The following is a 24433-nucleotide window of genomic DNA, read 5'->3' as shown; positions in this document are numbered from 1 at the left end:
GCCGAACGGCACATGACCTTTGGCCAAGGTCCGTCATGACCTGCCCCGCGGGGAGCCGCGCCCGCGCCGCCCGCGCGTATCGTTCGACGCAGTCCGCACACCCCCACCGGAGGGACCGAATGACCGCGTTGCCCGGACCGGCCGACGGGGCGCCGCGCCCGCTGTCGTGGATGCCGCCCCTCGTCCACGCGGTCGTCCTGGCCGGCGGGCTCTACGGCGGCCTCGTCGCGGCCGGCCCCGCCGACTGGCCCCGGCTCGGCGGATTCGCCGCCTGCCTGCTGCTGCTGGCCGCCCTCGACCGGGCCGAGCGCGCCCGTCATCCCCGGCGCACACCGGTGCGGGTGGCCCTCGTCCTCCTCGTCGCGCGCCTCGCCCTGTACGCCGCCGCTGCCGCCCTGGATCCGTCCGGGGTCTCGCGGGCCCTGTTCGTACTGGTGCCCCTGACCGCGTACTTCGCGTTCGGACGCCGGGCCGGGGTCGCGCTGGGCGTGGCGTGCGTCGCGGTGATCCTGGCGGGGAACTCCCTGCGGGTGCCCGACTGGTACCTCCGGCCCGGCACCGTCACCGACCTGCTGATGTCCGGCCTCGGCCTCGTACTCGCCGTCTCGATGGCCTCGGTCGCCGTGGGAGAGCAGGAGACCCGCCTGCGGCTCGAAGCCACCCTCGGCGAACTCCGGGACTCGCACGCGCAGCTGACGGCCTACGCGGCCCGGGTCGCCCAGCTCTCGACGGTGCGGGAACGCAACCGGCTCGCACGGGAGTTCCACGACGGGCTAGGCCACCACCTCACGGCGATAGCCATCCAGCTGGAGAAGGCCTCCGCCTTCCGGGCCACGGACCCGGAGACCGCCGGGAAGGCCGTCGCCGACGCCCGCCGGTCCGCGAACCGGGCCCTCGACGAGGTCCGCCAGTCGGTCCGGGCGATGCGCGGCGAGGAGCAGCCCTTCTCGCTGTCCACCGCCCTCGCCGACTTGGTGCACCAGGAGGCGGGCGGCCCGCCGGCGGTCACGCTCAACCTCTCGGGCGACGAGCACGGTTACCGGCCCGAAGCGCTCACCGCCCTGTACCGGGCGGCCCAGGAGGGGCTCACCAACGTACGCCGCCACGCGGGCGCCACCCGGGTCGAGCTGTCGGCGCTCTACGGGGAGCGCGAAGCCCGGCTGGTCGTCGCCGACGACGGCCGGGGCTTCCGCGCCGACTCCCCGGCCCGCCGGGCCGGATTCGGACTCCGCGCGATGCACGAACGCCTCGCCCTGCTGGGAGGCCGCGTCGAGGTGGACGCCGAACCGGGCCGCGGCACCGTCGTGACCGTGACGGTGCCCCGCACCGCCGGAATCGAGGCGGCCCGATGACCGAACCGGTACGCGTCCTCGTCGTGGACGACCAGGAGCTCGTCCGCGAGGGAATCGCCTCGCTTCTCGGCATCCAGCCCGGCATCACCGTGGTCGGGGCCGTCCCGGACGGCCTGCGCGCGGTCGAGGCCGCCGTCGCCGACCACCCCGACGTGATCCTGATGGACGTCAGGATGCCCGTCATGGACGGGGTCGCCGCCGTCCGCGAACTGGCCCGGCGCGCACCGGACTGCCGCGTGATCATGCTGACGACCTTCGACGACGACGAGTACGTGGTCCAGGCCCTGGCGGCGGGCGCCATCGGCTACCTCCTCAAGAACCTCCCCTCCGCCGAACTGGCGGCCGCCGTACGCCTGGCCCACGCGGGCGTGGCCCAGCTCGACCCCGCGGTGGCCCGCCGCCTGGCGGTGGGCCTCGCCAGCCCCGGGCCGGCGGAGCCCTGCCCTTCCCCCGAGCCCGAAGGCCCCGGGCTCGACGTCCTGACCCCGCGCGAGACCGACGTACTGCGCCTGATCGCGACGGGATCGACCAACCGCGAGATCGCGGGCCGCCTCTTCCTCAGCGAAGGAACGGTCAAGAACCACATCTCCCGCGTCCTGTCCCGCCTGGGCCTGCGCGACCGCACCCACGCCGCGATCTACGCCCGCGACCACGGGCTGCTCTAGGCCGGGTCCGGGCGGTGCTCGCGGAGCAGCGTCAGGACCCGCTGCACCTGTGCCGTGTCGTACGTCCCGTAACGCGTCTCCGCCGGCAGGGTCGCGAGGAGCTCGGCGGCCTGGGGATCTCCGAGTTCGGCGAGCAGCCGCGGCACGTCCAGCAGGTAGGCGCCGAAGACGTTCGGCCTGAACAGTGGGATCACGGCGTGGAGGAGCTCGGCGGCAGCGGGGTCGCCGAGGTCGACCAGAGCCTGAGCGGCCGCCACCCTGAGGCGGTCCGACACCTCGGGACGCAGGGCGAGGAGACGCAGAACGGGGGAGGCCCGGCGATCACCGAGTCCGGCAAGTGCCACGCCGGCCTCCAGCCGGGCCTCGGCGGGGAGTTCGGCGGCCCCGGCCAGCGCGAGCAGTTGCCCGGCGGCGGCCGGCTCGCCCAGCGCGGCCAGTGACCCCGCCGCACGCACGCGTGGGAACGCACCGACATCCGGGTCGCGGGACAGGGCGAGGAGCAGGCCGGGGCCGCGTGGATCCGCGAGCTCCACCGGCTTCTCCGCCGCATGCACGCGATGGCGCTGGGCATGCCGGCTGTCGTCCGACCTCTCGTCCTGCTCCGACGCGAGTACGTGGAACACTTCCGCGGCCCGGGACTTGTCGAGTGCCGCCAGTGCCTCACCGGCCGCCAACCGCGCCGGTGGGCCGACATCGGGGGTGTGGCCGAGGCCGTGGAGCCGCTGCACGCCACGGGGGTCGCCCGCGGAAGCCAGTACTCCGGAGGCCCTCACGCGGAACAGGACGGGGAGCGTCATGTCGAAGGAGAGGCCGTGGAGCAGGTCCGGGGCGCGGTGGTCGCCGAGTCGGGCGGACAGCGCGGCCGCCTGGACGCGCTCGTGGTCGCCGGCCCTCGTGTCGAGGGCGAGCACGTGGAGCACCTCCGCGGCGCGCGGATCGTGGAGCCCGCCGGACAGCGTGGCGGCCTGGAGGCGGTTCGGGCCGCCGACGGTCGTGTCGAGGGCAATGGCGTGGAGCACGTCCGCCGCCCGGGGGTCTCCGATCCGGGCCGACACCGCCGCGGCCTCGGTGCGGATGGGACCGGAGGCGCCCGCGTCTCGGGAGAGGGCGAGCAGCGCGGCGGGCCCGCGGGGGTCGCCGTGCTCGACCAGGGCCTGGGCTGCCCGCAGGCGTTCGAAGTTCCGCTTCCCGTGATCCGATGCCCCGGCGAGGGCGTGGAGCAGGTCGGCGCCCCGGGGGTCGCCGAGACGGGCCAGGGCCTCGGCGGCCACCCTGCGGTGACTGTTGCCGGGTGCGGGGTCCGCCGCTTGCGCGTGGAGGGATGCGGCGGCCGCGGCGACCACGTCGTCGGGCAGCCGCGTTCCCATGGCGGCGAGGGAGGCCACGAACCGCCAGCCGGGCAGCCCGCCCCGCGCCGCCAGCCGCCTGAGCGGCGACCGGCGCAGGGTGAGACCGGCCTCGTGCGCGGCGTCGAGGAGGAAGCCGGCGTAGGAGAGGTCTTCGGGCGGCTGCCAGTACCGGAAGAACCACACGCGCGGTCTGACGCCCGGCGGCGTACCGGTGGAATACGCGGAGAGCGGGACGCGCGGCCCGCACGTGCCGCGCTGGTGGAAGACGCGCCGGATGGCCCGGGCGCCCTCCTTCGGGTCCCGCAGGAGGTGCTGGGCGGCCAGGTGCTCCAGCAGCGTCTGGTGGAGGAAGACGAGATCGCCGCCGCCCGCGGTGAGCAGGCCGCTGCGCCGGGCGGCGGTGTCCAGGAACGCCCGCCAGTCCGCCTCGGGGACCTGCGGGGGCCGCCGGGCCTCGGGCAGGGCGCAGAGGAAGTCGATCGCGGGCGCGGTGTCGCCGGCGAGGCGCGCTGCCGCGAGGTGGGCGATGAGCCCGGGGAGGTGGCCCAGGGTCCGCTCGGCGGCGGCGAGCGCCCCGGGGAGGCCGGCGCTGAGCCGGGGGAGGGGGTGCGGCGCACCGACCCGGTACTGCTGCCGGTGGAGCAGTTCGACGAAGTCGCGGTAGACCTGGCCGCGTCCGGCCGGCAGCGGCTGTTCCGGGGCGGCGGCGTGGAGTTGGCAGAGCATCGCCGTCATCAGCGGCACGTGGGCCAGTGCCGCGAGCCGGGTCTGCTCCAGCGCCCGCAGGAACCGCCGCGTCGTCCCCTCGGGATCCGGAACCTCCAGGCACCGGAACCAGCTCCCGGCGACGAGCGGCAGATCCTCGCGCCCGAAGGGCTGGAGCTGGTAGCGGGGGAGGTCGACGCCCAGCAGGTCGAGCTCCCCGCCGGACAGCGGGCGCGTGGCGACGATGAACCGGTACAGCCCGGAACCCTCCCCGCGCGAGATCTCCGCCAGGCGGCGCAGCACCTTGTGCCGGGCGGCCCCGTCGGTGACCTCGTCGAGCCCGTCGACCAGGACCAGCCAACCCGCCCCCGGCTGCGGCTCGGTGGCGAAGAAGCCCGTCGGCAGCTTCTCCACCAGGCCTTCGAGTTCCAGGTTGACGGAGGCGGCGACGGCGTCCGCCAGTGGGGCGTGGACCAGGGCGGCGGCGGGAACCAGCACGGGCACCCGTTCGCCGCCCCGCCCGTCCAGCCACTCCTCGGTCCCGCGGCGGAGCCAGGTACGCAGCAGGCTCGACTTGCCGCCGCCCGGCCCCGCCAGGACCACGCAGGAACTCCCGCCGGTCAGGAGGTCGTCGGCGGGCAGGGCTCCCGCCTCGGACGGCCGTTCCCACGGATGCACCCGCTGGCTCAGGTAGACCGCCGCGAGGGGCGGGGCGATGCCCGGCAGCACGCCGGCGTACGGGTGCTCGCGCGCGGCGTCGCGGGCGGCGGTGAGGTAGCCGCCGATGCGGCGCGTGCGCACGTCGGCCCGCTCCCGCAGCCGGCGCAGCTCCACCAGGGCCGGTCCGCCGATCCCCAGGGTGCGGGCGAGGACGTCGAGCGTCGTGAGGGTGGGCACCGTCTTCGCGTTCAGGATGTTGCTCAGCGTCGAAGGCCCGATACCGGCGTCCCGGGCGACCTCGCTCTGCCTGCGGCCATCCAGCGCGGTACGGATCCGGGCGATCAGCTCCCGGTGGGCGCCTTCGGGACCCGCGCCGTTCACGCCGTCCACCCCCACCTCCCCTGAGCAGGCCTTGCGTTCTGGTTCACATCACCCCTGTGAACGCGCATCGAGGCTATCCCTGGTGCTTCCGGGCCGCTGGCTCTTGCCCGAACCGACACCCTTCGGAGTACGAGGAGTTCCCATGGGGAATGCCCAACTGGCGTTGATCGCCGCACCCGTCGTCCTCGGCCTGCTCGTACGCCTCGTACGTGCGCCGCACCGCTGGCCCGCCGCTCTGGCAAGGGGCCTGAGGGACCTGGTCACCCTGCGGATGGTCCTGCGCGACACGGAGCCGGAGCAGCGCGCCGAACTGCTGGAAGCGCACCGCGCCTGGCGCGACGAACCCGCCACGCCGGGGGAGGCCCGGGCGAAGCGGCCGGGCAGCGGCCGCCGCGGGGCAGGGCGGCGGGGCTGAGGCGTTCGGTCCCGGTGGCGATTTGGGCCGTTGCGGTGAGTCCGCTACTGCATCGGATGGCCTTCCCGGTGTTGTCCACGGGACCGCTGCCGGGGCCCGGCCGATGATGCCGGCCGAATCTTCGGGGCAACGGAGCATCATGCGGCACTACACCGCCGATGGCCACCGATCCCGGCTGGGCCCTGGAGACCGCCCTGGACATCGACATGGTCAGCGCGGCCTGCCCCTCCTGCAAGATCCTGCTCGTCGAAGCCGACAACGATCTGTTCATCAACCTGCTCACGGCAGTGGCCGAGGCCCGCACCCCCGTTGCCGGCCGGCCAGGGCGCCAAGTACGTCTCCATGAGCTGGGTCGACGCCACCGGTGAGCACGCCGCCCAGCTCACCGTCGACCAGATCTACTTCAACCATCCCGGAGTCGCCTTCGTGGCCGCCTCCGGAGACGTGGGTGGCGTGGTCCACTGGCCCGCCGCCTCCCAGTACGTCACCTCCGCCGGGGGCACCTCGCTCAGGCGCAGCTTCTTCCCCCTACCGGGCCCGCAGTTCCTGCGCTTCGGCTGGTACGAAACCGCGTGGGTCGGCGCCGGTTCCGGCTGCTCCACCATCCAGCCGAAGCCGGCCTTCCAGACCGACCCCCTCTGCCCCCGCCGCACCTCCGCCGACGTCTCCGCGGTCGCCGACCCGGTCACCGGGGTGGCCGTCTACGACACCTTCGGGTCCGGTGGCACCGGCTGGAAGATCATCGGCGGCACCAGCGCCTCCTCGCCGCTGATCGCCGCCATGTACGCCCTGGCCGGCACCCCCGGAGCCAACGGCCGCCCCAACTCCTACCCTTACGCCCACCGCCAGAACTTCTGGGACATCGACCGAGGCACGGCCGGCACCTGCCCCGGCAACACCTACCTGTGCAGGGCGGTCCGCGGCTACGACGGCCCCACCGGCGTCGGCAGCCCCCGCGGAGTCCTCGGCCTGCGGCGCTGACCCTCCGCCGCGCCGAGGCCAAGCGCGCGAATCAGCCGGCCCACCGCCCGGTGAGGAAGGTGATCGCGACCGTGGTGCCGAGCGGGGCCGCGACGCAGACGTACGCGCTCTGCACCGCGGGACGCCGCAGGCTCCAGGACGCCAGCCCGGTCCACAGCGGCCACCACAGCAGGGTGGAACGGGGGATCGAGGTGTACCAGTAGGAGGTGCCCAGCGCCCACAGGGTAAGGCCGATGTAGAGGGCCTCGGGCAGACGGCGGCGCCGTACGAGCAGCACCAGGAGGACGAGGCCCACCAGCATGGCCAGCAGCTCGGCCTGCCACATCAGGGCGTAGCCGGTGGGCTGGACCTCGCCGAAGGCGGCCTTCCAGGTGTGCGCCCAGGCCTCCCACGGCGCGTGGAAATCCCGGTACCACCCGCGCTCCTGGGCGTGCTTCCAGGCCATCCAGTCTCCGGTCCGCGTGTGCAGGTACCAGCCGTAGACGGCAGGGGCGAGGAGCGGCAGCAGGAGCCAGGGAGCCGCGCGCCGGGCCGTGCGGCCGCGGGCGGTGAGGACGAAGTGGAGGGCGAGCGCGGCCGCCAGGAACACCCCGGTGACCCGTACCGAGCAGGCCAGACAGGCAAGGGCGGCGGCCGCCGGCCAGTTCTGCCGCTGGGCCGCCAGCCAGGCGGGCAGGGCCAGCGCGAGGAACAGCGCCTCCGTGTAGCCGGCGGCCAGGAACACGGCGCACGGCGAGAGCAGCAGGAACAGCACCGCGCGCCGGCCCGCCTCCTGATCGGGCAGCAGGAGGCGGGCGATCCGGGCCAGCGCCAGCACGGCGACCGCGCCCGCGACGAAGGAGATCAGCGCACCCGCCGCGGCCCAGTGGGGAACGACCGCGTGGACGGCGCGCAGGGCGAGCGGGAAGCCGGGGAGGAAGGCCTCCCGGTTGTCCCAGCCGGCGGTCCAGGGCCCGGCCTGGCCCGGGAAGTAGCCGTCCCGGGCTATGTGGAGGTAGTGCCACCAGTCCCATTGCCGCCAGGGCGAGAGGAACGACGGGGGCTGCCGGGCCTGCCCGTCGGCGGGGAAGAGCCAGCCGACGCACCCCGCCGTGGTCCAGATCGCGAGGCGGGTCAGCAGGTAGAGCCACAGCACGTCGCGGTCCGCGCGGCCGGGGCGCGGGAACACCCGCCGTCGCACGGCCGCGGGCGCGGCGATCCTCTCGACCGGCCGGACCGGCCGGCTGGGGGAGGAAACGGGCATGGGGGATCTCCTGACCTGGCTGAGGGTGTGCAGAACCCCCGGCCGTGGTCCGGGCCGGTGTCCGCGGGGAGCAATGGCCCTACGGGAGGGGCTGCGTCGTGGACGTGGCGGTGGGGGCGGTCGTGGCGGTGGCGGACCCGCCGGAGCTCGTCGTGCTTCGCGGCGGGCCCGGCTCCGTGGACGTCCCCAGGGGGCCCGTCGGTACGGGGGACGGCGGCGCGGGAGAGGGCGTGGTGGCCGGGAGGGCCGGGGCCGGGTCGGCCGGCAGGAGCGAGGCCAGGGCCGTACCGGATCCGGCGAGGACGAGGAAGCAGGCGACGGCGATCCCGGCGATCCGGCGGCGTCGGACCCGTTCCCCGCGCCGGGCGATGACGGACACGGGCGGCAGCCCGCTCCCGGTCTGCCCGGCGGAGGCCGCTTCCCGGAACAGCGACCGCAGCGGATCGAGGTCGTGGGAATCAGGCATCGGGCGCCTCCTCAATGCGCGGGTCCTGCAGATGGCGGGAGAGGGCGGCCCGCCCCCGGGAGAGGTGGGTCTTGACCGTGCTGGTGGACAAGGAGGTCTCGGCGGCGATCTGCTCGACCGTCAGATCGCACACGTAGTGCAGGGTCATCGTCCGGCGCTGCTTGAGGGGCAGTTGACGCAGCGCCTCCACGATGGCCACGGCCTCCGGCCCCGGACCCTCCACGTGCCGTGCCGGGGCACTGCGCTGCCAGGCGTCGGCGGTCCGGCGGCGCCCGCGCCACCGGCTTACAGCCAGCCGCCACGCGACCGTACGGATCCACGCCTCCGGCCGGCCGTCCCGGTCCAGCTGACGCCGCCGGCCCCACCCCTTGACGAAGGCCTCCTGCACCACGTCCTGCGCCTCATGGTGGTCGCCGAGCATCACGTACAACTGTCCTGTCAGCCGTCCCGCCGCCTGCGCGTAGAACTGTTCGAACTCCTCGACGGTCAAAAATCACTCCCGGATCCATGTGTCCCTCTCACGGGGCATACGCCCGCCACCCCGGATCCGGTCGACACCGGACGGCGGAAAGTCCTGTGAGTGCCGTCACAGGAAGGGCGCGGGGTTACGCGCTCACGGCGACTCACTGAGGACGGACAGCACGTTGCCCGCGGGGTCCTTGAACCAGGCGATCGACGGCATGCTCTCGCCCTGCTCCCTGACGATGCCCTTGGCGTCGTGTTCGAAGCCCGGGTAGCGCTCGAAGGTCACGCCGATCGAGGTGAGTTCGTCGACGGTCTTCTCGACATCGGCCACCGGGAAGTTGAGCACGGTGAAGTCCGCGGCCCGGTGGTTGTCCTTGGGGTACAGCAGCACGTTGCCACCGCCGCCGAGGTGGAGGAACAACATGCCGTTCTCCTCCGAGACCCGCAGTCCGAGCGTTCCGCCGTAGAACTCCCGGGCCTTCTTGATGTCGCCCACCGAGTAGCTGCTGAACGCCCTGGTCTCCTGGAACATGATCACTCCCATCGCCGCAGCGGTTCCCCTCCCATCCTCCTCCCGGCTCCCCGGGGGTCGCATGCGCGCCGGGGTGACACGTAGGGAATCTCCTACGTTTGACGCGTAGGAGATTCCCTACCTATCGTGGAGGCATGAACATCACGCACGCCTCCTTCGTCACCCTCCCCGTCGCCGACCAGGACCGGGCCCTCGCCTTCTACACCGACGTACTCGGCTTCGAGCTGCGGACGGACCGCCGGGTCGGTCCCCTGCGCTGGCTCCAGGTCGCCCCCAAGGGCGCGCAGACCGTCTTCACGCTCTCCGGTCCGGGGATGGGTGATTTCACGCCGGGCTCCACCCGGGGGATCATGTTCGTCACGGCCGACGTCGACGCCGACTGCGCGCGCCTCGCGGCGGCCGGCATCGAGGTCGAGGGGCCGGACGACGCCCCCTGGGGGCGGATGGCCGGATTCCGCGACCCCGACGGCAACGGCCTGATGCTGCTCACGGAGAAGGAAGGCTTCTAGCCCCATGGTCACGACGGGTGCCGCAGAGGACCGCGTGTTCGCCGCGCTCGCCAACGGCACCCGCCGCGAAGTCCTGCGCCTGCTGCGCGAGCGCGGCCCGCAGCCCGTCCAGTCCCTGGCCGACCACTTCGACATGCGCCGCCCCAGCCTCTCGGAGCACCTCAAGGTGCTGCGGGAGGCCGGGCTCGTCTCGGAGGAGCGCGCCGGCCGGCAGCGGATCTACCGGCTGGAGGCCGCGCCGCTCGCCGAGGTGCAGGACTGGCTCCATCCGTACGAGCGGTTCTGGCACGACCGGTTCAAGGACCTCGGCGCACTCCTCGACCGCATGCCCGACGATGAGACATGACCACCGAACCCGGCTCCCGCTCATACCCCGACCCCGACCCCGGCCCCGACGACGACCTCACCACCGTCCGGGTCGACCGGTTCCTGCCGCACCCGCCCGCCAAGGTCTGGCGCGCCCTGACCGAGCCCGAGCTGATCGCCCAGTGGCTGATGGCGTCGGACTTCCGCCTGGAGGTCGGCCACCGCTACACGATGACCACGCTGCCCCGCCCCAACACCGGCTACTCCGGCACCACGGCGGGCGAGGTCCTCGCCTACGAGACCGGGCGGATGCTGTCGGTCCGCTGGCGGGACGCCGACGCCTCCGCCGGCAACACGGCCGACTGGACGATCACGTGGACCCTCGAACCGGAGGGCCGCGGCACCCGGCTCTTCCTCGTCCACAAGGGCTTCGACCCGGACGACCCGGCACAGATGGCGGCCCGCACGATCATGGGCAAGGGCTGGCGCACCTTCGTCATGGACGCGCTAGGCGCCGTGGTCGAGGGGCTCTGAGGGGTCGTCTGAGGCCCGGAGTCACGCCCGGCCGGACTGCCCCGGCCCGTTCGCGTCCTGCACGATCAGGGCGACCTGGACCCGGTTGGTCACGTCCAGCTTGGCCAGGATGCTCGACACGTGTGCCTTGACCGTGGGCACGCTCATGTACAGCTCGGCGGCGATCTCGGCGTTGGCTGCTGGTCGGCATCACCCTGAGCCTGCTGATCCGGCGGACGGTGGCGGCCATGGGCGCCACGGTGGTGGCCGGCGGGATCCTGCTGTTCGCGCTGGAGCGGATCCGGGCGCCCCTGTGGCCGTCGGTCCTCACCGGGCAGCAGGGCCTGGCCGCCCCGGGGCCGCCGTCCTCGCGGCGGGCTGCTTCTGGTGGACGCGCCGCCGGCTGACCTGAAAACCGTATGGCACAGCCCGGCAGGCCCGGAACAATGCGTCCATGAGCATCCGAGCCGTACGACAGGACGAACTGCCCCTCCTCCAGGACATCGAGAGGGCGGCCGGGCGGTGCTTCCGGGACATCGGCATGCCGGAGATCGCCGACGACGAGCCGCTCCCGCTCGACGAACTCGCCGCCTGCCTGCGGTCCGGACTGGCGTGGGTCGCCGTCGACGGGGCCGACGTCCCGGTCGGCTACCTGATCGCCGAGCACGTCGACGGCAACCTGCACGTCGAGCAGGTGTCGGTGCACCCGGACAGCGCCCGCCGCGGTATCGGCCGGTCGTTGATCGACCACCTGGCGGAGTACGCGGTGCGGGCCGGGGTGCCCGCGCTGACCCTCACCACCTTCACCGAGGTCCCGTGGAACGCCCCGTACTACCTCCGCTGTGGCTTCCGGCTCCTGGACGAGCGCGGGCTCACCCCCGGCCTGCGGGAGATCCGCAGGCGCGAGACGCTCCACGGCCTGGACCGCTGGCCCCGCGCCTGCATGCACCGGACCCTGCGCGAGCCCGCGCCGGGCAGCTAGTGCCCTGACCGGCAAGGTTCACCGCCTCACGGCGCCCGGCACGGCACCTCGCTGCGTTGTCGGACCGCGCGAGTACGCCGAGTACGAGCTGCGGCCCTCCGCCTTGCGATGCACCGCACCGGACGCCGCGAGCCGGCAAACCTTTCCGGCCAGAGCACTAGCCGGCGGCCTGCCGGCGGCGGTGGGCGAAGCGGTCGGCCGCGCGGCGGCCGCGGGCCTCGACCGGGACCACCCCGTGGGACGCGCCGAGTCCGAAGGCGGGCATGTCGAAGTAGATCGATTCGTGCGAGCCCTCGGGCACTACGTACGTCTCGTGCCACAGGCCCACGTGCCCGCGCGACTCTCCGGCGCGCAACTTGCGGTTGATGATCGACCACGCCTTGTGGTGGAACATGTCCGGCGCCTTGGCGTAGGCGTAGAGCTTCTCCTTCGACTCCCAGTACTGGACCACGTAGTACGTGCGCGGCGAAGCGGTGAGCAGGACGTGTCCGAGCAGCCCGCGCTCGGGGTCCTTGTCCAGTTCGCGGAGCATGCGGGGCATGGCCAGCAGCACCGGCAGCCAGTGGTGCACCCCGCGGAAGCGGTTGATGCGCATGCCGATCAGCAGGACCACGACGTCACCCCTGACGTCCGCGGTGGTGTGCCCCGGTATCGGTTTCGCGAACACGATGCCCCCTCGTCCTCGTCCTCGTCCTGGCCGCTTGGTTGGATAGCGGCGCTGTCCAAGCCTGCGTGGTTGGATAGTGACACTGTCCAAGGGAAGGTTCAAGGGATGCGGCTGGCGGAGTTGAGCGAGCGGAGCGGCGTCTCCCTCGCGACGATCAAGTACTACCTCCGCGAAGGGCTGTTGAGGCCGGGCCGCCGGGTCAGCGCGACGACGGCCGACTATGACGAGGGCCACCTGCGCAGGCTCCGGCTGGTGCGCGCGATGATCCAGGTCGGCAAGGTCCCGGTGGCGACGGTCCGGGAGGTGCTCCGGCACGTGGACGACGACTCCCTCGGCCGTACCATCCGCCTCGGCGCCGCCCTCTGGGCGCTGCCCCAGGAACCGGAACCCGAACCCGCCGACGAGGACGAGGCCACGGTCGCCGCCCGCGCCGAGGTGGACCGGCTCCTCGTGATGCTCGGCTGGTCGACCGCCCGCGAGCTGGGCGCGCTCTCGCCCGTCCACCGCACCCTGGTGGTGGCCGTGGCGACGCTCATCCGGCTCGGCTACCCGTGGGACGCCGAGCTGATGGCCCCGTACGCCGAGCTGATGCACCAAGCGGCCCGGCGGGACCTGGACTTCGTGGAGACCCACCCCTCCGAGGCCGAGAAGGTCGAGACCGCCGTCGCGGCGACCATCCTCTTCCAGCCGGTGCTCAAGGCGCTCCACCGCCTCGCCCAGGAAGAGGAATCGGCCCGCCGCTACGGGCTGTCCTAGTCGGGGGCGCCGACCCTCAGGGGCGCGTGAGCCGGTGCGCCGTCGCGACGAGGGCCGCGCGGCGCGGGTCGCCGCCCCCGCTCCCTTCGCCGGCGTCGAGGGCTTCGGGTACGAGGATCCGGGCGAGCTGGGGCAGGGTGAACCAGGCGCTGATCAGCGAGACGAGGGAGTGCAGCAGCTGCGCCGCGGGCACCTCGGCCGTGAGCGCACCCCGGCGCTGGGCCTCGGTGATCGCGGCGATCTTCTCGGCGTAGTGGTCGGTGCGCTCGCATTCGGCGACCACGCGGTCCTGGCACATCAGACCCTCCCAGGCCAGCAGGCGCAGGAAGTGCGGGTGCTCGCGGTGGTAGTCGTAGGTGCGGCCCGCGTAGTCGCCCAGGTCCTCGGCCTGTTCGGGGGTCATGGGAACGGCGGTGGCGAGCTTGGCCAGCTCGGCCTCCAGCACGGCGACGAACAGCTTCTCCTTGCTGCCGAAATACTGGTAGATGCGCTCCTTGTTGACCCCGGCGCGGGTGGCCACCCGTGCGACGCGGGCACCCTCGGGGCCGTGTTCGGCGAACTCCTCGACGGCTGCGTCGAGGAGGAGCTGCTTGGTGCGCGCGGTGTCCCAGGCCATGCGGCCATCCTACGTTATTCCCAACCATGCGGTTGGAATTGTGCCGCCGACTGTGCCAGACTCCAACCGAAGGGTTGGAGATTTCGCGTCCAACCCGCTCGACAGGGGGTACTCATGTCCGCACAGGCCGTCCCGTCCATCCACCGCCGCGCGCTGATCACCTGGGTCGCCGTGTACCCGACCATCACGATCGTGCTCGCCCTGCTGCGCCCGGTCCTGAAGGACGTACCGCTGGTGCTCCAGACGCTGGTCCTCACAGCGATCGCCATCCCGATCGTCGTCTACGTCCTGGTCCCGGCCCTGATGAAGGCCAACGCCTCCCTCGCCGCCCGCCGTTCACGGTGACGCCGGCGGCGGGTCGGCGGCCCGGCAGCACAGCACGGGGACCCGCTGTACGAGGTTGTTGCCGAAGCCGCCGCGGTTCCACGGCTGTTGCAGGGGCTGGACCCGGCCCTCGGCGTCCGTGGCCCGGACGGTGAGGGCGTACGGACCGGGCGCGACCGTCCAGAGGTACGTCCAGGACTGCCAGGCCCACCGGTGCGCGCCGGGCGGCGCCAGGGCGGCTTCGCTCCAGCCCGTGCCGTCGTCCGCGCTCACCTCGACCCGGGTGACGGGCCCGCAGCCGGACCAGGCGCGGCCCTCCAGCCGTACGGGACCCGGGCGCACGACGCGGGTGCGCGACATGAAGTCGGGGAACCCGGGCGGAACCATCAGGGCCCGCGGGGCGATCCGCGTCACGGGCTCGCCCGGGCCGTCCGGATCGTCGCCGGGCAGCCGGTAGCGGTAGGCCACGGACTGCTGGAACCCGGTGAACGGGGCGTCGACCAGGGTGATCTCGCGCAGCCACTTCACGTGGGCCATGCCGTACCAGCCGGGGACGACCAGCCGCAGCGGATACCCGTGCTGCGGCGGCAGGGGCCGCCCGTTCATCGCGTAGGCGAGCAGCACCCCGGGCTCGTCCCCGGTGGCGACCTGCAGCGGCAGGCTGCGCCGGTAGTCCTGCTCGACCCCGCGCTCCACCCCGTGGTCGGCGCCCGTGAAGACGGCCTCGACGGCGTCCGCCCGCACCCCGGCCGCGTCCAGGACGGCCCGCAGCGGCACGCCCGTCCAGTCGGCGGTGCCCACCGCCTCGACCAGCCAGGGCTGGCTGACCGGCCGGGGTGACAGCAGGGCCCGGCCGTTGCCCGCGCACTCCATGGTGACCCGCGTGGTGACGGCGGGGAACCGGCGCAGGGCCGCCGGGTCCAGGGTCAGCGGGGTACGGACGCGGCCGCCGACCGAGAGCGTCCAGCCTTCGCCGTCCGCGAGGGGGATGTCGTAGTGGACCAGTACGTAGTGCAGTCCGGGCGGTGTGACCTCGTAGCGCAGGGCCTCCAGCGGCAGCCCGTGGTTGCGGGCCGCGAGCGCCAGCTCCTCCCGGCTCACCCCCTCGTCGGCGGCCGCCACCCGCCCCGGGGTGCTGACCTGGCTCAGGGAGGGCTCCATCCCCTCATGGTCGCCCCTGCCTACCGGCCCGGCACCTCGCGGTCGGCGGCCTCCCGCAGGTCGCGTACGAAGCACAACCCCGGGCGGCCGTCCAGGACGAACTCCTCGCCGGCGGTGAAGCCCGTACGGGCCAGCACGGCCCGCGAGGCGGCGTTGTCGAGGGTGGTGACGGCCCTCAGAGTGCCGAGGCCGTACTCCGAGGCGGCCAGGGCGCAGGCCTCGCGCACGGCGGCCGTGGCCAGTCCCCGCCCGGCGGCGCGCTCGGCGATCCGGTAGCCGAGCTCGGCCGAACCGTCGGCCACGTCGACCAGGTTGACCCGGCCCAGGATCTCGCCGCCGTCGCCGACCAGCACGTGGAAGAAGTGCTGCCCCGCCGCCTGTTCGGCCAGCAGCTCGGCGTGCCGTGCGTCGAAGTGGGCGAAGTAGTGGTCGCCCCGGTCGGGCACCGAGGCGGCGAACCAGGCCCGGTTCTCCCGCTCGAAGTCGAGCAGGGCCGGGGCGTGGTCGGGGCGGAGGAGTTGGAGCGGGATGCGATGCATGGCCCGATGCTACGCAGGGCCCCCGGTGTGCTCCGTACGAGTTCTCTTGGGGTGCCCGTTCGGCCGCAGAGCCGAGTTCATGATCATCATTTCGGCTCCCGATCGTTTTGATGCTGCCAACGGGCCGTGTGAGATCTGGGAGGGCTGTGTGGTCATGCCACAGGCGCAACGCAAGCAACTGACCAAGGCGTGGGGCATGGTGGCCGCCGTCACGGGCGCCATGCTGGTGGTCGCCGCGGCGCCGGGCCGGGCGCACGACGCGGACGGCCCGCTGCGGGAACCAGGCGGCGGTCCGCGGGAAGCGGCCGTCACCCTGCTGGTCGGCAGGGCGCTCGACGAGGGTGGCACCGCGGGTGCGGCGGGGCTGTGCGACGTGCACACCTTCCGCCCCGGGCTGTGCACTGGCTGGCGCGAGCAGCGGGTACGGGCCACCGCCCGGGGGAGCGGAGCCGTACTGCGGGAGCCGCCGCTGGGCGACGCCGAGCGCGCCGCCCGCGCCGCCGAGCTCCCCACGGACGCCGACGCGCCGCTGGAGATCGCCCTCGCCGACCCCGGACGCCTCACCGACGTGACCGTCAGCGACGCGCACGGCCGCCTGCTGGCCGGCGAACTCGGCCCGGACGGGGGGAGTTGGCGGAACACCGAGCCGCTGCGGGCGGGGGAGACCTACACCGTGCAGGTCGGCGCCCAGGACGTGGCCGGGACACCTGTCGGCGTGACCATGGCGTTCAGGACCGCCCCGCCGGCGGCGGACGACGACCGGCTGACGGCGGATTTCGGGCCCCGCCCCGGGACGTACGGCGCGGGCGAGATCGTCACGGCCGAGCTCAGCCGGCCGGTCCCCGCCGACGACCTCCCGGCCCGCGCCCGGGTGGAGCAGGCCCTGCAGGTGACCTCGGAGCCGCGTGTCGAGGGCGCCTGGCACTGGGTCGACGACGCGACCCTGCACTACCGGCCGCGCACGTACTGGCCCGCCCACGCGGTGGTGAGCGTGCGCAGCGGTCTCGACGGGGTCGAGGTCGGGGAGCAGGGGTACGGAGGTCCTTCCGACGGCGTCGAGTTCACGATCGGGGACCGGATCGAGGCCGTCACCGACTCCGCCGCCCACGAGATGACCGTACGCCGCAACGGACGGATCATCAGGACGATCCCCGTCACCACTGGAAAGGCCGGATTCCGCACCCGCTCCGGCGTCAAGGTCGTCCTGCGCAAGGAGCCCAAGGTCCGCATGCGCGGGGACAGCGTCGGCATCAAGCGCGGCACCAGCGAGTTCTACGACCTGCCCGTCCTCTACGCGACCCGCGTGACGTGGAGCGGGGAGTACATCCACGCCGCACCCTGGTCGGTCGACGCGCAGGGCGAGGAGAACGTCAGCCACGGGTGCACGGGCATGAGCACAGAGGACGCCGCATGGTTCTTCGAGACCGTCCGCGAAGGGGACATCGTCGAAGTGGTCAACAGCGGCGGCGAGCGGATGGCGCCCTTCGCCAACGGATTCGGTGACTGGAACCTGGACTGGCGGTCCTGGCTCGCGGGCAGCGCCCTCGCCGACGCACCCGCGCACCCGCACGCTTCCCCGCCCTCCCCGTCCCGGCTGCACCCGACGACCTGATCCGCCTCCTGCAACGAAATCCGAAGCATCTTGCTGCCATGACTGCCGAAGTGCACCTGGAAGGAGAGATTTACCAAAAGAAACCGAAGAGTAGCCCTTGTGGACCCGTTCTGCCGTGTGCATGATCATGCACCAGTGCGCGGTGGTCAGAAGGGGCAGTCAGTGGGCAAGAGGGCCAACAACGACGGAGGTGGCCTGCGCGCCGGCTCCCTGGGGACGTTCGACTCCGTCGTCATGGCGGTCGCGGGCTGCGGACCGGCGTACACCGTCGCCGCGACCCTCCCCGTACTCATCGCCACCGTCGGCGTCGCCGGCCCCGCGGTGCTCCTGTACTGCGCGCTGCCGATGATCGGGATCGCCCTGGCCTTCCGCCACCTGGGACGCCTCGACGTCAACGCCGGGGCGAGCTACGCCTGGGTGGCGCGCGCCCTCCACCCCTTCCTCGGCTTCCTCAGCGGCTGGGCCCTGGTCGTCGCCGCGACCGCCTTCCTCGTCTCCGCGACCCTCCCGGCCGGCAGTGCCACGCTCGCCCTCATCAGCCCCGACCTGGCCGCGGACACGGGCCTGGCCACGGCCGTCGGCGCCGGCTGGTTCCTGCTCATGGCCGGCGTGGTCGCGCAGGGCGCCCGGATCAGCCCGTACGCCCGCCGGATCCTCACCGGCGTCCAGCTCGCGCTGCTCCTCGCCTTCGCCGTCGCCGCCCTGGCCAAGGAGGGGAACGCGGCGGACTTCTCGCTCTCCTGGTTCGGCTTCGGCCACTTCGACACCTCGCACGGCTTCGTCGCCGGCGCGCTGATCGCGGGCGTCAGCTACTGGGGCTGGGACGTCTCCAGCAACCTCAACGAGGAGACCCGCACCAGCCGCCGCTCCTTCGGCCTCGGCGGCCTGATCGGCGTCGCGCTCTCCTTCGCGGTCTTCGTCGTCTTCACCCTCGCCACCAACATCCTCATCGGCGCGGACGCGGTCCGGAAGAACCCCGACAACTTCCTCTCCGTGCTCGGCGACGCGGTGTGGCCGGGCTGGGGCGGCCGACTGCTCGTCCTCGCCGTCATGCTGTCCATGATCGCCACCCTGGAGACGAGCCTCCTCCAGGCCACCCGCACCCTGTTCGCTATGGGCCGCGACCGCACCGTGCCCGCCGTGTTCGGCCGCATCCACCGCCACTGGCAGACGCCCTCCGTCGCCACGGTCACCGTGGCGGCCGTGGCGCTCCTGCTCGTCACCCTCTCGGCCACGGCCGGCTCGGGCGCGCAGTTCGTACGGGACGCCGTCAGCGGCATCGGCCTGCACATCGCCTTCTACTACGCCCTCGCCGGCCTCTCGGTCGTCGTCGCCTACCGCAAGGTGCTGTTCAGGTCCGCGGGCACCTTCCTCTTCATCGGGCTGTGGCCGCTCGGCGGAGCCCTGTTCATGATCTGGATCTTCGTCATGTCGGTTCCCGAACTGACCGGCAGCGCCCTCGCCATCGGCCTCGGTGCCCTCGCGCTGGGCCTGATCCCGATGATCCTCTCCCGGCTCCAGGGGGTCTCGTACTTCCGGCCCCGCCCGCTGGACCCCGAACAGGCGGACGCCGTGGACGAGTTGCACGGGGGCACGGCTGCTGCCGGGGGCCTCGCGGCGGCCGAACGCCGGGACGGGATCCTCACCGACTTCTGACGGGCCGCAGTCCCCGCGGACCAGAACAGAACAGAACAGAACAGAACCGAATCGAGGAGTGTGCATGGCGGCCTGGCTGCGCCGGCGTTCCGGAGCGCCGATCTACGATCAGGCGTTCGGCGACCGCGGTCTCGAGGAATGCCGCCAGGACATGGTCATGGGCCGCTGGGAAGGGGCCCGCGACCTCCTCGCCGAACACCCCCGCACCGACTGGGACCGGCGCGCGCACCGCATCCGGCTGCTCGCGGACGCGGCCGCGAACCGCCGTACCGTGGACGTCTGGCACGCCGCCGACCCCGCCAACCCGGACGCCGCCATCCTGCGCGCGGAGACCGAGGTCATGCGGCTCTTCGCCGCCGCCCGCAGCGGGACGATGCCCCCCAAGGACGGCCTGGACCAGGTGGCCCGCACCTGCCTGCGCGCCTGCGACCTGGCACCCGACGACCCGCACCCGTACGTCTCCCTCGTCACGCTCGGCAGACTGTACGAAGGCGGCGACCCGAACATGGGCCACTGGTGGCGGGAACTGCGCGCCCGGGACCCCCACCACCGCGAGGGCCACCACCAGGTGCTGCGCTACTTCTCCGCCCGCTGGCACGGCTCGCACGGAGAGGCCTACAACTTCGCCTGGGACGGGGCCGTCTACGCGCCCGCCGGATCCCCGCTCGCGGTGCTGCCGCAGGTGGCGCGCGCGGAGCAGTACCGGCACGACAGCGAGACCCAGGGGCGTACGACGATCGGCCTGGCCACCCACTGGAGCGGCGAGCGGGCCCGCTGGGACCTGCGGACGGCGCTGGAGAACTGGATCGCGAGGCGTACCAGGCCCTACGCCCAGGATGTCGCGGACCTCAACTACCTCGCCCACGGCCTGGTCCACGGCGGCATGGAGGCCGAGTCCGCGGAGGTCTTCACCCTCCTGGACAACCGGGCCACCCGCGTCCCCTGGTCCTACAGCGGCGACCCGGAGACCCTCTTCAGCCGCTGGCGGGACCGGGTACTCGCCGCCGCCCGCTAACTCGTGTCGCAGCCCCCCGCACGGCCGCGCCGGGTCGATAGTGGGGCTGTGAGCGACTGGTCAGGACGTGAGGGTGCCCAGGCTTTCGCGGCCGTCGAAGCGGCCACGGACTGGCTGCTCGGCTATCCGTTCGTCTTCCGGGCCCTGTCCCGCCGGATGGGCGACGACGACGTCCTGGTGGACTACGGCTGCGGGCCGGGCAGGGTGGCCGATGCCGCCGCCCGGCGGCTCGGGGCGCGGGTGCTGGGTGTGGACACCTCCCCCGAGATGCTGGCGCTGGCCCGTGCCTCGGGTGCGGCGGTCGCCGAGTACCACCTCGTCGAGGACGGCCGGGTGACGGACCTGGCGGACGGCAGCGCCGACGCCGTGATGTGCAATCACGTGATCGCGTCGCTGCCGACCCGGGAGGCCGTGCTCGGGGTGTTCACGGAGATCCGCCGACTGCTGCGGCCCGGCGCCCCGTTCGTCCTGCTGACCACCGATCCCGCCTGCGTCGGGATGGACTACGCCTCGCTGCGGATCGGCGCCCCGGGCGAGGAGTATGCGCCGGGCGACCCACTGACCGTGCGGCTGCGGCGTACGGACGGGACCTGGCAGGACGTGCACAACCACGCCTGGCCCGTCGAGGTCCTCCCGGCCCTGCTGGAACGCGCAGGCTTCGTGGACGTCGACCAGCACCGCCCGACCGTGGACGAGGCGCTGTCCGTAGCCGCCCCGGACCTCGTGCGCTCCCGGGCCTGGACGGCTGAGCGGGCGAAACCGCCCCTGATGATCACCACGGCCCTGGCGGCCATGCCCATGCCCTGACCGGCGCCGGCGCGAGGGCGGCGCCGGGTGGGTCATACGTACCACCCCACGGCCGCCGACCCACCCGCCGCAGTAAAATTGTCATCCGCACGCGGCTGGGGACTGGAGGCTGAAATGGCCCGGTCAGTCGGCATCGATCTGGGAACGACGAACTCCGTGGTCTGCGTACTGGAGGGCGGCGAGCCGACCGTCATCCCGAACGCGGAAGGGGCCAGGACCACGCCCTCGGTCGTCGCCTTCGCCAAGGGCGGCGACGTGCTCGTCGGGGAGCTGGCCAAGCGGCAGGCGGTCACCAACGTGGACCGCACCGCCCGCTCGGTCAAGCGGCACATGGGCGACGCGGCCTGGCGGTTCCCGGACGGCGGCACCATCGACGGGAAGCAGTACACCGCGCAGGAGATCTCCGCGAGGGTGCTCCAGAAGCTCAAGCGCGACGCGGAGGCCTACCTCGGCGAGAACGTCACCGACGCGGTGGTCACCGTACCGGCGTACTTCAACGACTCCCAGCGCACCGCCACCAAGGAGGCCGGCGAGATCGCCGGACTGAAGGTGCTGCGCATCGTCAACGAGCCGACGGCCGCCGCCCTGGCCTACGGCCTCGACAAGGAGGAGGACCAGACCATCCTCGTCTTCGACCTCGGCGGCGGCACCTTCGACGTGTCGCTCCTGGAGATCGGCGACGGGGTGGTGGAGGTCAAGTCCACCAACGGCGACACCCACCTCGGTGGCGACGACTGGGACCAGCGCGTCGTCGAGCACCTCGTCAAGCAGTTCAAGCACGGCTACGGGATCGACCTCGCCCAGGACAAGATGGCCCGGCAACGGCTCCGCGAGGCCGCCGAGAAGGCGAAGATCGAGCTGTCCTCCGCCACCGAGACCACCATCAACCTGCCCTACATCAGCGCCTCCCCGGACGGCCCGCTGCACCTGGAGGAGAAGCTCACCCGGGCCCAGTTCGAGCAGCTGACCGCCGACCTGCTGGAGCGCTGCAAGACCCCCTTCCACCAGGCCGTCACGGACGCGAAGATCCAGGTCGCCGACGTCGACCACGTCATCCTCGTCGGCGGCTCCACCCGCATGCCCGCGGTGTCCGGGCTGGTCAAGTCGCTCACCGGCAAGGACCCGCACCGGGGCGTCAACCCGGACGAGGTCGTCGCCGTCGGCGCCACCCTGCAGGCCGGTGTGCTCAAGGGTGAGGTCAAGGACGTCCTGCTCCTCGACGTGACCCCGCTGTCCCTCGGTATCGAGACCAAGGGCGGCATCATGACCAAGCTCATCGAGCGCAACACCACGATCCCGACCAAGCGGTCGGAGATCTTCACGACGGCCGAGGACAACCAGCCGTCCGTGCAGATCCAGGTCTACCAGGGTGAGCGCGAGATCGCGGCGTACAACAAGAAGCTCGGCATGTTCGAGCTGACGGGCCTGCCCCCGGCCCCGCGTGGCGTCCCGCAGATCGAGGTCTCCTTCGACATCGACGCGAACGGCATCATGCACGTCACGGCCAAGGACCTCGGTACGGGCAAGGAGCAGAAGATGACCGTCACCGGCGGCTCCTCGCTCGGCAAGGACGACATCGAACGCATGGTCCGCGAGGCCGAGCAGTACGCGGACGAGGACCGGCGCCGCAAGGAGGCCGCCGAGACCCGCAACCAGGGCGAACAGCTCGTCTACCAGACCGAGAAGCTGCTGCGCGACGAGGGGGACAAGGTCCCGGCCGACATCAAGAGCGAGGTCGAGGCGGCCATCGGCGAGCTGAAGGAGAAGCTCAAGGGTGAGGACACCTCCGCGATCCGCACCGCGATCCAGCGGGCGAGCGAGGCCGCCCAGAAGATCGGCTCCGCGCTCTACGCCCAGGCCAGGGAAGCCGGCAGCGCGGGCGCGCCCTCCGAAGCCGGCGGACCGGGCGGGCCCGGAGCGAGCGAGGACGAGGACGTCGTCGACGCCGAGATCGTCGACGACGACCGGGAGAAGGGAGAGCGGTCGTGAACCGGCCGAACCGCTCCGCGCGGCGCGGGCAGCCGCCCCTGGCCGTGATCCGGGGCCGACGGGGCGACGGCCCGCTGACCCTCCAGCCGGGGGAGTCCACCCGGGACCCGGGGCCGGAGCGCCCCGGCGCGGGCGGTGAGCCCGGCCCCGGCCCCGGCCCCGTCGGCGAGGCCGCCGGCCCCCTGGAGCTGCTCGCCGAGCGCACCGACGACCTCCAGCGCCTCAAGGCCGAGTACGACAACTACCGCAAGCGCGTACGGCGCGACCGGCTCGCCGTTGGCGAGATCGCCGTCGCCAACGTCCTGCGCGGGCTGCTCCCCGTACTGGACGCCATGGACCGGGTGCGCGAGGAGGACCCGCTCGACGGCGGGCTGCGGGCCGTGGCGGAAACGCTGGACGCGCAGCTCGGCGCCCTGGGCCTGGAGGCCTTCGCGGTCGCGGGCGACCCCTTCGACCCGACCTGCCACGAAGCCGTCGGCCGGGTGGTCTCCGGCCCGGTGGACCAGCCCGTCTGCACCACCGTACTGCGGCGCGGCTACCGGGTCGGGCGCCAGCTCCTGCGTCCCGCCCAGGTGTTGGTCGGCGAGCGCACGGATCAAGGGCAGGGCAGCGGGCTGCCATGACGGCGACCGCCGTGGAGCTCACCATGGGGGTCGAGGAGGAGTTCTTCCTCGTCGACCGCTCCACGCGGGCTCCGGTACCGCGCGCACCCCAGGTGCTCGACGCGGTCTCGGAGCGGCTCGGCCCGCAGGCGCAGGCCGAGTTCTACACCTGCCAGCTGGAGGTCTGTACGCAGCCCACCCGCTCCGGAGCCGACCTGCGCGCGCAGTTGGCGGAGCTGCGCGCCATCGCCGCCCGGGCCGCGCGGGAGGCGGGGTGCCTGCTCGTCGGCGCGGGCACGGCCGTCGTGCCGCCCGCGGACCCGATCCCGGTGACCGACGACCCGCGCTACCAGCGCATGGCCCGGTACTACGGGGCCCTGGTGGACGGCCGGCTGGGGATGGTGTGCGGCTGCCACGTGCACATCGGCACCCTGGACCGCCCCGGAGCCCTCGAACTCGCCAACCGGGTGCGCCCCTACCTCCCCGCCGTCCAGGCGCTCGCGGCGAACTCCCCCTTCGCCGGCGGCCGGGACAGCGGCTGTGCCAGCTGGCGGTCGGTGGAGTTCGGGCGCTGGCCGACGGCGGGGCCCGCACCGCCGCTCGATCCGGCGGGGTACGAGCGGACGGCCGACGCGCTGGTCCGGTCCGGGATCCTGCTCGACCGCCGGATGATCTACTGGTTCGCCCGCCCGTCCGAACACGTGCCGACCCTCGAGATCCGGATCGCCGACGTCAACGCGGACCTGGACACCACCGTCCTGCTGGCCCTGCTGATCCGCGGTCTGTGCGCCACGATGCTGGCCGAATGCGGACCCCGCGGCAGCGCACCCCCGGAGGTACCGGCCCGCCGGCTCTGGTCGGCACACCGCTACGCCGCCCACTACGGGCACCGGGGCGAGGCGCTCGACCCCCTCACCGGCGAGACCGTACCCGCCCACACGCTGACCTCCGCCCTCCTGCGCCGGGCCGTCCCCGGCCTGGAGGCGACCGGAGACCTCCCCGAAGTCCGGCGCCTGCTGGCAGGCCTCACCGCCCGCGGGGACGGGGCGGCGTACCAGCGCGCGCTGTACCGCCGCGCGGGATGCCTGGACGCGGTGGTCGACCAGCTGGCCGCCACGACGACACGGCACCCGGGCTGAGCGCGGTGTGCCCGCCGCGCTCCTAC

At 73.2% G+C, this 24433-nt stretch carries 28 protein-coding genes and 1 pseudogene; 19 read left to right on the top strand and 10 right to left on the bottom strand.

All coding sequences use genetic code 11. From position 1 onward, the window contains the following. Positions 1 to 119 precede the first annotated feature (119 nt). Positions 120 to 1352, top strand: coding sequence for a sensor histidine kinase (locus ACGFYU_RS07005; protein ID WP_393826226.1), 1233 nt, complete (start codon positions 120 to 122; stop codon positions 1350 to 1352). Then, complete coding sequence (locus ACGFYU_RS07000; RefSeq protein ID WP_393826225.1) at positions 1349 to 2017, top strand: response regulator; 669 nt, start codon at positions 1349 to 1351, stop codon at positions 2015 to 2017. The genes ACGFYU_RS07005 and ACGFYU_RS07000 overlap by 4 nt, the downstream gene beginning before the upstream one ends. Here the strand turns inward: ACGFYU_RS07000 and ACGFYU_RS06995 are convergent. Continuing rightward, complete coding sequence (locus ACGFYU_RS06995) at positions 2014 to 5121, bottom strand: helix-turn-helix domain-containing protein (protein ID WP_393826224.1); 3108 nt, start codon at positions 5119 to 5121, stop codon at positions 2014 to 2016. The two genes, ACGFYU_RS07000 and ACGFYU_RS06995, sit on opposite strands and share 4 nt — an antisense overlap. Positions 5122 to 5254: 133 nt before the next feature. Between ACGFYU_RS06995 and ACGFYU_RS06990 the strand changes: the two genes are divergently transcribed. From ACGFYU_RS06990 to ACGFYU_RS06980, 3 genes are all read left to right on the top strand, one after another. Next, entirely contained in the window at positions 5255 to 5527 is a 273-nt protein-coding gene (locus tag ACGFYU_RS06990; RefSeq protein ID WP_393826223.1) for a hypothetical protein, read from the top strand. 158 nt (positions 5528 to 5685) lie between these two features. Beyond that, complete coding sequence (locus tag ACGFYU_RS06985) at positions 5686 to 5895, top strand: hypothetical protein (RefSeq protein WP_393826222.1); 210 nt, start codon at positions 5686 to 5688, stop codon at positions 5893 to 5895. After that, positions 5870 to 6508, top strand: coding sequence for a S8 family serine peptidase (locus ACGFYU_RS06980; RefSeq protein WP_393826221.1), 639 nt, complete (start codon positions 5870 to 5872; stop codon positions 6506 to 6508). Before ACGFYU_RS06985 ends, ACGFYU_RS06980 begins: the two co-directional genes overlap by 26 nt. Positions 6509 to 6539: 31 nt before the next feature. Here ACGFYU_RS06980 and ACGFYU_RS06975 read toward each other — a convergent pair whose 3' ends face one another. The 4 genes from ACGFYU_RS06975 to ACGFYU_RS06960 all read right to left on the bottom strand — a co-directional run bounded on the left by ACGFYU_RS06975 (position 6540) and on the right by ACGFYU_RS06960 (position 9214). Further along, positions 6540 to 7751: a mannosyltransferase family protein gene (locus ACGFYU_RS06975; protein ID WP_393826220.1), complete on the bottom strand. Its 1212-nt coding sequence runs from the start codon at positions 7749 to 7751 to the stop codon at positions 6540 to 6542. Between the two features lie 79 nt (positions 7752 to 7830). After that, positions 7831 to 8217: a hypothetical protein gene (locus tag ACGFYU_RS06970; protein ID WP_393826219.1), complete on the bottom strand. Its 387-nt coding sequence runs from the start codon at positions 8215 to 8217 to the stop codon at positions 7831 to 7833. Next, positions 8210 to 8707 (bottom strand): SigE family RNA polymerase sigma factor, encoded by a 498-nt coding sequence (locus tag ACGFYU_RS06965; protein WP_393826218.1) that lies wholly within the window; start codon positions 8705 to 8707, stop codon positions 8210 to 8212. The genes ACGFYU_RS06970 and ACGFYU_RS06965 overlap by 8 nt, the downstream gene beginning before the upstream one ends. Positions 8708 to 8830: 123 nt before the next feature. Continuing rightward, complete coding sequence (locus ACGFYU_RS06960) at positions 8831 to 9214, bottom strand: VOC family protein (protein WP_393826217.1); 384 nt, start codon at positions 9212 to 9214, stop codon at positions 8831 to 8833. Between the two features lie 134 nt (positions 9215 to 9348). On the opposite strand from ACGFYU_RS06960, the gene ACGFYU_RS06955 reads away from it, so the two are divergent. Genes ACGFYU_RS06955 through ACGFYU_RS06945 form a run of 3 tightly spaced genes read left to right on the top strand, consistent with a single transcriptional unit; the run spans position 9349 to position 10563 of the window. Next, a complete protein-coding gene (locus ACGFYU_RS06955; protein ID WP_393826216.1) occupies positions 9349 to 9723 on the top strand; it encodes a VOC family protein in 375 nt (124 codons plus the stop codon). Between the two features lie 4 nt (positions 9724 to 9727). Then, positions 9728 to 10069, top strand: coding sequence for an ArsR/SmtB family transcription factor (locus ACGFYU_RS06950; protein ID WP_393826215.1), 342 nt, complete (start codon positions 9728 to 9730; stop codon positions 10067 to 10069). Beyond that, entirely contained in the window at positions 10066 to 10563 is a 498-nt protein-coding gene (locus tag ACGFYU_RS06945) for an SRPBCC domain-containing protein (protein ID WP_393826214.1), read from the top strand. The genes ACGFYU_RS06950 and ACGFYU_RS06945 overlap by 4 nt, the downstream gene beginning before the upstream one ends. A 21-nt stretch (positions 10564 to 10584) precedes the next feature. Here the strand turns inward: ACGFYU_RS06945 and ACGFYU_RS06940 are convergent. Next, positions 10585 to 10749: pseudogene (locus ACGFYU_RS06940) on the bottom strand (response regulator transcription factor); the annotation flags it as partial. Positions 10750 to 10790: 41 nt separating this feature from the next. Between ACGFYU_RS06940 and ACGFYU_RS06935 the strand changes: the two are divergent. Together ACGFYU_RS06935 and ACGFYU_RS06930 are read left to right on the top strand one after the other, a co-directional pair. Next, positions 10791 to 10949: a hypothetical protein gene (locus ACGFYU_RS06935; protein WP_393826213.1), complete on the top strand. Its 159-nt coding sequence runs from the start codon at positions 10791 to 10793 to the stop codon at positions 10947 to 10949. Positions 10950 to 10996: 47 nt separating this feature from the next. Beyond that, positions 10997 to 11524 carry a GNAT family N-acetyltransferase gene (locus tag ACGFYU_RS06930; RefSeq protein WP_393826212.1) on the top strand — a complete coding sequence of 176 codons (528 nt, stop codon included), beginning with the start codon at positions 10997 to 10999 and terminating at the stop codon, positions 11522 to 11524. 157 nt (positions 11525 to 11681) lie between these two features. Here ACGFYU_RS06930 and ACGFYU_RS06925 read toward each other — a convergent pair whose 3' ends face one another. Further along, the gene (locus ACGFYU_RS06925) at positions 11682 to 12191 is read right to left on the bottom strand and encodes a DUF4188 domain-containing protein (RefSeq protein WP_393826211.1); all 510 of its coding nucleotides are present in this window, start codon (positions 12189 to 12191) and stop codon (positions 11682 to 11684) included. 105 nt (positions 12192 to 12296) lie between these two features. Between ACGFYU_RS06925 and ACGFYU_RS06920 the strand changes: the two genes are divergently transcribed. After that, a complete protein-coding gene (locus ACGFYU_RS06920; protein WP_393826210.1) occupies positions 12297 to 12947 on the top strand; it encodes a MerR family transcriptional regulator in 651 nt (216 codons plus the stop codon). Positions 12948 to 12963: 16 nt separating this feature from the next. Here ACGFYU_RS06920 and ACGFYU_RS06915 read toward each other — a convergent pair whose 3' ends face one another. Continuing rightward, on the bottom strand, positions 12964 to 13563 hold the full coding sequence (locus ACGFYU_RS06915) for a TetR family transcriptional regulator (RefSeq protein ID WP_393826209.1): 600 nt from the start codon (positions 13561 to 13563) through the stop codon (positions 12964 to 12966). 114 nt (positions 13564 to 13677) lie between these two features. Between ACGFYU_RS06915 and ACGFYU_RS06910 the strand changes: the two genes are divergently transcribed. Beyond that, entirely contained in the window at positions 13678 to 13908 is a 231-nt protein-coding gene (locus tag ACGFYU_RS06910; RefSeq protein WP_393826208.1) for a hypothetical protein, read from the top strand. Here the strand turns inward: ACGFYU_RS06910 and ACGFYU_RS06905 are convergent. Together ACGFYU_RS06905 and ACGFYU_RS06900 are read right to left on the bottom strand one after the other, a co-directional pair. Beyond that, the gene (locus ACGFYU_RS06905) at positions 13900 to 15048 is read right to left on the bottom strand and encodes a sulfite oxidase (protein WP_393826207.1); all 1149 of its coding nucleotides are present in this window, start codon (positions 15046 to 15048) and stop codon (positions 13900 to 13902) included. The genes ACGFYU_RS06910 and ACGFYU_RS06905 overlap by 9 nt on opposite strands. A 20-nt stretch (positions 15049 to 15068) precedes the next feature. Further along, complete coding sequence (locus ACGFYU_RS06900; RefSeq protein ID WP_393826206.1) at positions 15069 to 15587, bottom strand: GNAT family N-acetyltransferase; 519 nt, start codon at positions 15585 to 15587, stop codon at positions 15069 to 15071. Between the two features lie 154 nt (positions 15588 to 15741). On the opposite strand from ACGFYU_RS06900, the gene ACGFYU_RS06895 reads away from it, so the two are divergent. The 7 genes from ACGFYU_RS06895 (at position 15742) to ACGFYU_RS06865 (ending at position 24407) form a co-directional block, all read left to right on the top strand. After that, positions 15742 to 17199 carry an Ig-like domain-containing protein gene (locus ACGFYU_RS06895; RefSeq protein ID WP_393826205.1) on the top strand — a complete coding sequence of 486 codons (1458 nt, stop codon included), beginning with the start codon at positions 15742 to 15744 and terminating at the stop codon, positions 17197 to 17199. Positions 17200 to 17361: 162 nt separating this feature from the next. Further along, positions 17362 to 18855 carry an APC family permease gene (locus tag ACGFYU_RS06890; RefSeq protein ID WP_393826204.1) on the top strand — a complete coding sequence of 498 codons (1494 nt, stop codon included), beginning with the start codon at positions 17362 to 17364 and terminating at the stop codon, positions 18853 to 18855. A 64-nt stretch (positions 18856 to 18919) separates the two neighbouring features. After that, positions 18920 to 19870, top strand: coding sequence for a hypothetical protein (locus tag ACGFYU_RS06885; protein WP_393826203.1), 951 nt, complete (start codon positions 18920 to 18922; stop codon positions 19868 to 19870). A gap of 48 nt (positions 19871 to 19918) precedes the next feature. Then, entirely contained in the window at positions 19919 to 20677 is a 759-nt protein-coding gene (locus tag ACGFYU_RS06880; RefSeq protein WP_393826202.1) for a class I SAM-dependent methyltransferase, read from the top strand. A gap of 114 nt (positions 20678 to 20791) precedes the next feature. Beyond that, positions 20792 to 22666 carry a molecular chaperone DnaK gene (dnaK, locus tag ACGFYU_RS06875; protein WP_393826201.1) on the top strand — a complete coding sequence of 625 codons (1875 nt, stop codon included), beginning with the start codon at positions 20792 to 20794 and terminating at the stop codon, positions 22664 to 22666. Next, positions 22663 to 23289 carry a nucleotide exchange factor GrpE gene (grpE, locus tag ACGFYU_RS06870; protein ID WP_393826200.1) on the top strand — a complete coding sequence of 209 codons (627 nt, stop codon included), beginning with the start codon at positions 22663 to 22665 and terminating at the stop codon, positions 23287 to 23289. Before dnaK ends, grpE begins: the two co-directional genes overlap by 4 nt. Continuing rightward, on the top strand, positions 23286 to 24407 hold the full coding sequence (locus ACGFYU_RS06865) for a glutamate--cysteine ligase (protein WP_393826199.1): 1122 nt from the start codon (positions 23286 to 23288) through the stop codon (positions 24405 to 24407). Before grpE ends, ACGFYU_RS06865 begins: the two co-directional genes overlap by 4 nt. Positions 24408 to 24433 lie beyond the last annotated feature (26 nt).

This window comes from Streptomyces sp. NPDC048337 (assembly GCF_043201175.1).
Taxonomy (GTDB): domain Bacteria; phylum Actinomycetota; class Actinomycetes; order Streptomycetales; family Streptomycetaceae; genus Streptomyces.
Note: the sequence above shows the minus strand (reverse complement) of the source record. Positions and strands in the feature narration are given on the sequence as shown.

Bases quoted from the DNA above. Each gene is read 5' to 3' on its own strand.
- ACGFYU_RS06990 (WP_393826223.1), top strand. From the start codon at position 5,255: ATGGGGAATGCCCAACTGGCGTTGATCGCCGCACCCGTCGTCCTCGGC.
- ACGFYU_RS06955 (WP_393826216.1), top strand. From the start codon at position 9,349: ATGAACATCACGCACGCCTCCTTCGTCACCCTCCCCGTCGCCGACCAG.
- ACGFYU_RS06985 (WP_393826222.1), top strand. From the start codon at position 5,686: ATGGCCACCGATCCCGGCTGGGCCCTGGAGACCGCCCTGGACATCGAC.
- ACGFYU_RS06945 (WP_393826214.1), top strand. From the start codon at position 10,066: ATGACCACCGAACCCGGCTCCCGCTCATACCCCGACCCCGACCCCGGC.
- ACGFYU_RS06920 (WP_393826210.1), top strand. From the start codon at position 12,297: ATGCGGCTGGCGGAGTTGAGCGAGCGGAGCGGCGTCTCCCTCGCGACG.
- ACGFYU_RS06935 (WP_393826213.1), top strand. From the start codon at position 10,791: ATGGGCGCCACGGTGGTGGCCGGCGGGATCCTGCTGTTCGCGCTGGAG.
- ACGFYU_RS06980 (WP_393826221.1), top strand. From the start codon at position 5,870: ATGAGCTGGGTCGACGCCACCGGTGAGCACGCCGCCCAGCTCACCGTC.
- ACGFYU_RS07000 (WP_393826225.1), top strand. From the start codon at position 1,349: ATGACCGAACCGGTACGCGTCCTCGTCGTGGACGACCAGGAGCTCGTC.
- ACGFYU_RS06975 (WP_393826220.1), bottom strand. From the start codon at position 7,751: ATGCCCGTTTCCTCCCCCAGCCGGCCGGTCCGGCCGGTCGAGAGGATC.
- ACGFYU_RS06905 (WP_393826207.1), bottom strand. From the start codon at position 15,048: ATGGAGCCCTCCCTGAGCCAGGTCAGCACCCCGGGGCGGGTGGCGGCC.
- ACGFYU_RS06960 (WP_393826217.1), bottom strand. From the start codon at position 9,214: ATGTTCCAGGAGACCAGGGCGTTCAGCAGCTACTCGGTGGGCGACATC.
- ACGFYU_RS06910 (WP_393826208.1), top strand. From the start codon at position 13,678: ATGTCCGCACAGGCCGTCCCGTCCATCCACCGCCGCGCGCTGATCACC.
- ACGFYU_RS06950 (WP_393826215.1), top strand. From the start codon at position 9,728: ATGGTCACGACGGGTGCCGCAGAGGACCGCGTGTTCGCCGCGCTCGCC.
- dnaK (WP_393826201.1), top strand. From the start codon at position 20,792: ATGGCCCGGTCAGTCGGCATCGATCTGGGAACGACGAACTCCGTGGTC.
- ACGFYU_RS06930 (WP_393826212.1), top strand. From the start codon at position 10,997: ATGAGCATCCGAGCCGTACGACAGGACGAACTGCCCCTCCTCCAGGAC.
- ACGFYU_RS06970 (WP_393826219.1), bottom strand. From the start codon at position 8,217: ATGCCTGATTCCCACGACCTCGATCCGCTGCGGTCGCTGTTCCGGGAA.
- ACGFYU_RS06865 (WP_393826199.1), top strand. From the start codon at position 23,286: ATGACGGCGACCGCCGTGGAGCTCACCATGGGGGTCGAGGAGGAGTTC.
- ACGFYU_RS06915 (WP_393826209.1), bottom strand. From the start codon at position 13,563: ATGGCCTGGGACACCGCGCGCACCAAGCAGCTCCTCCTCGACGCAGCC.
- ACGFYU_RS07005 (WP_393826226.1), top strand. From the start codon at position 120: ATGACCGCGTTGCCCGGACCGGCCGACGGGGCGCCGCGCCCGCTGTCG.
- ACGFYU_RS06900 (WP_393826206.1), bottom strand. From the start codon at position 15,587: ATGCATCGCATCCCGCTCCAACTCCTCCGCCCCGACCACGCCCCGGCC.
- ACGFYU_RS06885 (WP_393826203.1), top strand. From the start codon at position 18,920: ATGGCGGCCTGGCTGCGCCGGCGTTCCGGAGCGCCGATCTACGATCAG.
- ACGFYU_RS06895 (WP_393826205.1), top strand. From the start codon at position 15,742: ATGCCACAGGCGCAACGCAAGCAACTGACCAAGGCGTGGGGCATGGTG.